Source organism: Natrialba sp. INN-245, assembly GCF_009807105.1.
Taxonomy (GTDB): domain Archaea; phylum Halobacteriota; class Halobacteria; order Halobacteriales; family Natrialbaceae; genus Natrarchaeobius; species Natrarchaeobius swarupiae.
The window spans coordinates 1-5314 of record NZ_WUBV01000032.1 but is presented as its reverse complement, the minus strand read 5'-3'; the positions used below and the strand labels follow the sequence as shown (position 1 = coordinate 5314).

Annotated in this window: 3 protein-coding genes and 4 pseudogenes; 1 reads left to right on the top strand and 6 read right to left on the bottom strand. The window is 51.4% G+C overall.

The window, feature by feature from the left end:
* Positions 1 to 107: 107 nt before the first annotated feature.
* The 4 genes and pseudogenes from GRS80_RS10100 to GRS80_RS10085 form a co-directional block, all read right to left on the bottom strand.
* The gene (locus tag GRS80_RS10100; protein ID WP_160047457.1) at positions 108 to 602 is read right to left on the bottom strand and encodes a transposase; all 495 of its coding nucleotides are present in this window, start codon (positions 600 to 602) and stop codon (positions 108 to 110) included.
* Between the two features lie 120 nt (positions 603 to 722).
* Positions 723 to 971 (bottom strand): hypothetical protein, encoded by a 249-nt coding sequence (locus GRS80_RS10095; protein ID WP_160047456.1) that lies wholly within the window; start codon positions 969 to 971, stop codon positions 723 to 725.
* A 228-nt stretch (positions 972 to 1199) separates the two neighbouring features.
* Positions 1200 to 1718 (bottom strand): annotated as a pseudogene (locus tag GRS80_RS10090) (transposase); the annotation flags it as partial.
* 96 nt (positions 1719 to 1814) lie between these two features.
* Positions 1815 to 2645 (bottom strand): annotated as a pseudogene (locus GRS80_RS10085) (IS5 family transposase).
* A 175-nt stretch (positions 2646 to 2820) separates the two neighbouring features.
* Here GRS80_RS10085 and GRS80_RS10080 point away from each other — a divergent pair.
* A pseudogene (locus tag GRS80_RS10080) lies at positions 2821 to 3433 on the top strand (transposase); the annotation flags it as partial.
* Between the two features lie 115 nt (positions 3434 to 3548).
* On the opposite strand, the pseudogene GRS80_RS10075 reads toward GRS80_RS10080, so the two are convergent.
* A pseudogene (locus tag GRS80_RS10075) lies at positions 3549 to 3970 on the bottom strand (DDE-type integrase/transposase/recombinase); the annotation flags it as partial.
* Between the two features lie 30 nt (positions 3971 to 4000).
* Positions 4001 to 5176, bottom strand: coding sequence for a mandelate racemase/muconate lactonizing enzyme family protein (locus GRS80_RS10070; RefSeq protein WP_160047454.1), 1176 nt, complete (start codon positions 5174 to 5176; stop codon positions 4001 to 4003).
* Between the last annotated feature and the right edge of the window lie 138 nt (positions 5177 to 5314).

Sequence of the window (5314 nt, the reverse complement as noted above, 5' to 3'; positions counted from 1 at the left end):
AACAACGGCTACTTCGTGAGTCGGCTGAAAGAGAGTGCACATCCGGTGATAACCGATGAGTTGCGGGAATGGCGCGGAGTGGTCTGCATATGTTCTTGACTTCGCACCTATATGAAGAGGTCTTCGACTTCGTGCATGAGATCGTCGATGCTTCGGTTTGGGCTGGAAAGTGCCCACGAAAGGAAGTTTTGAACGGCTTCACGGAACGAGAGCTTGAGATCAGCTCGAAGAGACGTGGCTCGTGAGAGCACCGTTCCCAGAGCGCTTTGTGCAACACCGAGCTTCAGCAAACTGTAGGCGAGCATTAGCAGGTGCCAGTGGCGACTGGCACCTGCGGGGCTTCGTAACTCGCAGTCTCCCAAACCGAGGTCCTGCTTCGTGTCTCTGAAGAACGTCTCGATCCGCCATCGCATCGCGTACAACGCGATGAGATGGCTCGCTGGTGCGTCGATCTTGTTGCTCACGATGTACTTGATGCTCTTCTCACCGTCTTCGTCGCTCGATTCTTTCTCCGTGATCAGTACCTTCACCTTCCCCAGTTTCGATACCTGGGCTCTGGTGAATCGCCATAGGGCGTCGGGGTTCGGCTGTTGAGCGTGCATTGTAACTGCCCTCGACAAGGGACAATCGAGGTTGTTGCAGAGATAGCTACCGCTGAGAACGAGCACAAGAAAATTCTCGCCGTGATCTCCCGTAGCTCAAGTCCCCAATCCGGACGCCGTCTAGTGATTCACCAGAGCCGATACCTGTAGCTTCTTCGTCCAGATGTGGTACGTCTCGCCATCGACAGTGCGTGGCTGCGTGTCGATGCGCTCGGCAAGCGCATCGACGCGCATCCGTTCACCTGCGTAGACGACGTTTCGGTCGCTCTTGATCGCAGAGACCCACTCTTTGTCGTACCTTTCAAGATGCTCGATGAACTCGCCCGAGCAGTAGGGGATATCGAAGAGATAAGTGTCCGCCGGGGGCACTGTCTAGATAAGGGAAACCGCGAGACGTGAAAACGATGAGGTTACGGTAGAGACTATGAAAAATCCATCTAGAGCCTGATACAAAGATACAGTGTTCTGCAAGCGGCGGAAATTCGGCTGCTTCAGCACACTTCTCTTGAAGAGTGACGATCACATTTTTCAGTACTAGCTATGTCACAGCCGCTAAAACGCCCTTCTACGGCAGAAGATCTTAACTAGACAGTGCCCCGCCGGGACACCTATCTCAATGCACTCATCGACGAGTTCTTTCGCCAGCCGAATGCGAGTTTTGCTGTGTTTTTCGTAGAGTCTGAAGCACAGCGGGTAGGTGGTTTTCTTGTCGGCGTAGATCGCGTAGATTAGGTTCTGTCCCCAGATGTACCCGCGGCTGGAGTGATCATAGAATTTCCCGGCGTTAGGGATCTTCTCGTCAGTTTTGTGCGTAAAGGTGTCGTCGATGATGACGACACCTTCACGACTCCATCGAGTTTCGTTGTCTGTCTGGAGCAGTTCCAGTCGTTCCTTGTTGAGGCGGTCTTCATCCCAGTCGTATTCGGTGAGGAACTTGTTGAGGGCTCGTTCGCTTTTCCCCGGTAATACGTGCGTAGCAATGCCGTCTACGGTCTTGTTGCTGGCGGCAACAAGACCGGTGACGTAGGTTTTCGCGTGGTGTTTCTGATTGTACGAGAACGCATCTAACTCGTCGATCGGATCTGTACAAGAGAGAAACGACGTAATCGGGAGCATCTGGACATCAACGAGAAATAGGCGTCGAACGAAAATAAACGTGCGAAGTCAAGTATGTTCTGACGCCTTTGTTGAATCGCTGTAAGGCGGTGGATTTCACTGTTTGACAGCGCGTTTGATGTTGTAGACGACACACATCAGAGCAATTTCACGGAACTCTCGATACTAGCTACGCGCTCGCACGGCGTAGCCGAGCGAGCGCTTGACGGCGGAGTTGACGGTTTCGGTCATTGACCGCTGAGCGTACCGATCTTCGTCAATGCGGGCGTTATGCGCGTGATCGTACGGCGCGAAGATCCGATGTTTGATCAGCGGGCGAATGTCGAGGTCATGGAGTCGTTCGCGGAGTTGTTGCTTGTCATAGCCCTTATCAGCGGCCAGAGACCGCAGATCGCCCGCGTTCCGGCGGGCGATCTGCTCACAGAGATCCGCGTCACTGCCTTCTAACGTCGTCGAGCAGTGAAGATCGAGCACAGCTTGCGTTGCTGTATCGACGAGTTTTGTAACTTTGAGCGTTTGAACGCGATAATTTGTTCGTTGGCAGTAGTGGCGGCTGGCGCGATCTCGGTCATAGAACGTTGCATCGATCGCAGCGTGCTCAGAGGGGTCGTGCAGCTGCGCCGACCGGCGCAGCAGCACTCGACAGACACTCATTTCGATCCGATCAAACGCCTTACACAGCGTGGAGGGTGCAGGGAGATCGGCCGCTTCGAGGCCGATTTCCCCTGTTATTTGCGGCATTTCCTTCAGCAAATCGATCGTCATTCGATAGGACGTATCGAGGTAAATCCGGAGACAATGCAGCGAAACGAGGGCATAGTCGGCGAATCCGCCGCCACCCTGCGGGGCGGCGGATTCGCCTCGTTCACCCGTAACTCTTTGAGCAATCAAGACACAACGCTCGGTGAAGCGGGAGATTTGGGTCATAGGCAACTGAAGTCTCCCGCTTCAACTCCTTCGATTTACTGACCTTCCCCGACGCTGTCTAGTGATTCAACATAGCCGTTCTGACCCCGTCCAAATACCCGTTCAGCCGCAATTTCGCTTGAGCATCGATTTGTTGTCGTTCGAGGGGGTCACCTGTTGCGCTGATCACTCCTGCGCCATTCCCTTGGAGGGCAAGCAGATCCTTGACGCCGTCAATGAACTCGACCGCCAATACATCGACGTGGAGGTCGAAGCTGAGTTCAAGCGTGGGCTGTACGATGGGACGCCCTCACTGGATACGAAACGGCTCCGCGTCGTCGACGTCCGCAACGAGGACGCCGCCGACTACCACCTGTTCATCACGAATCTGCCGAGAGAGGAGTTCCTGCCGACGGATCTAGCGACGCTGTATCGATGTCGGTGGGAGGTAGAGCTGCTGTTCCGTGAGTTGAAGACGCAGTACGAACTCGATGAGATCGACACAAGCAAGGAACATGTCGTTGAAATTTTGCTGTACGCGGCGTTGCTGTCACTGCTGGTAAGTCGTGATCTGCTTGATCTGGTGACTGAGCAGGTGGACGATGAACTCGTGTTTCCGCCGGAACGCTGGGCGGCGACCTTCCGGTCGCACGCCCAGCTCATCCTCCACGAAACTCGGAGAGTACCTTGGCTGCTCGTCGGCACCGCTGTTGGAACGGTTGATCGAAGATGCACAGAAGATTCACCAGCAACGATCAGTGTTACAGGAAACGCTCGCTACCGCTACACAACCGAGGGTTGAGGCTTAGCTAAAGACGAATTCTGCAGCAGGTTCCTTCAGCATTGACCGTTTCGTGATCTGATGAATCACTGTCTCTCGTGTCGTTGATCGCTCAGTAGTCTTATCAACTCGAAACAGGACAGTTCGACGTGGTTTCGCTCGCTATAGTCGAGCTGACCGCTCAATTCGTGACGAGCGAGGGCAGTCAGATAGCCGCCAGCACCAACGAGAAACTCCGTCTCGTCGTGATCATGTTTCTCAATGAGACGGTGCAAGAACGCCGCCGCGGGGTCAGTCCCGCGGCGGCTGAATACGTCGATTTCCAACAGGAGCTTCGATTCTGTGTCGATCGCGGCGTACAACCACTTTTCTCGCCGTCGACCTCTATCTGTTTCTCATCGATCGCGACCCGCGACGGCTGCGCCGTTGACGGGTCGCTCTGAGTCTCCGAAAGCGTGTGAGTCCAGTTCCAGATTGCGCCGTGAGAACGGTCAATATCGAGAGATTCGATCACTGCGACGCCCTCCCGAACTGACAATCCCATCGAATGGAGACGCACCCCGAATGTTGATTATATGATTTATTTAAAATACATTCAATGGTAGTATTCTTGATTATTGTCTATTGCATATTTTCTCAACTTGGATTCATCAACAGTAATGCCTAACCCCGGGCGTTCCGGTAATTTGATAGCTCCATTATTAACCTCTAATTTTTCTTCAATTATATCATCTTCCCAAGAGTAATATAGAGTATCAGGAGGGAGATCAAAGCCAGGTATTCCACTCACAGTATGCAGAATTGCAGCTGTTCGCACACCAAGATCAGCTGCACAGTGATGGGTTAATGGCACCCCTGCATCCTCAGCAATAGCAGCGATTTGTCTCACACCACTAATACCCCCCCTTGGAGTCATATCGACAACACCAACATCAATAGCCCCTTTTTCAATTAAACTTCTGAGATTATGATCAATATATGTGTCCTCGTTTGGTCCGATAGGTTGGGGTGTTCTTTCTCGTAAGTTTGCAAGTGAATCGTGGCAGTCGACTCGAATAGGCTGCTCAAGGTATTGGAGGTATACACCGGCATCAGCGAGTTTTGTTGCTACACGTACGGCTTCATCTGGGCGCCATCCTTGGTTCGGATCAAGTCGGAAATCAAGATCTCCGTTAACTTCATCATTCATAGCAATTATACGCTCGACATCTTGGTTCCAATCTTCTCCGGCCTTAGTTTTCAAAACATCATAACCCTGATTTAAAGCTCTTCTTGCATGTTCTCGTGATTCTTCTAAAGATCGAATTCCAACACAATATGCAACGTCAACCCACTTTTCATCATCTATCTCTCCTGATTTATGCTGATTTGTTTGGCTAGGCGCAGTCCATCCACCAAGTAATTTATAGATTGGCTCCTCGAGATATTTCCCAACTATATCCCAGCAGGCAACTTCAATTGCTGAGAAAAACATATCAACATTGGTATACTCAACAAACAATAAGCGACGTAAAGATTCAACTTCAAAAGGGGAGTGCCCTTTAACAATCGGCAGAATCCCATCTTCAATAATTGTGGAGGTTGTCTTAGGTGATAAAAACATGCGCATTTCGCCCCAACCGGAAATCCCAACATCTGTATCCACTTTGATCATCATACGATTCACGTCGTGGGTTACACCAACATCTGTTACATAGGGTCCTACTCCACCATCATCATGCTTAGTGAGAGTCATTGTAACAGGATGAGTCTCTATGTTCGTTATCTCCATATTAGCCTAGTAGTAGGTTATCGTATATATATGTTTTCAACTGTGGTATGTGTTTAGCCCGATCTGATTTCGGTACTGTCTCGTAGGAAGCGTTCAACGGACGCGATATGAACAGGCAGCAGACATCGGATACGGCTC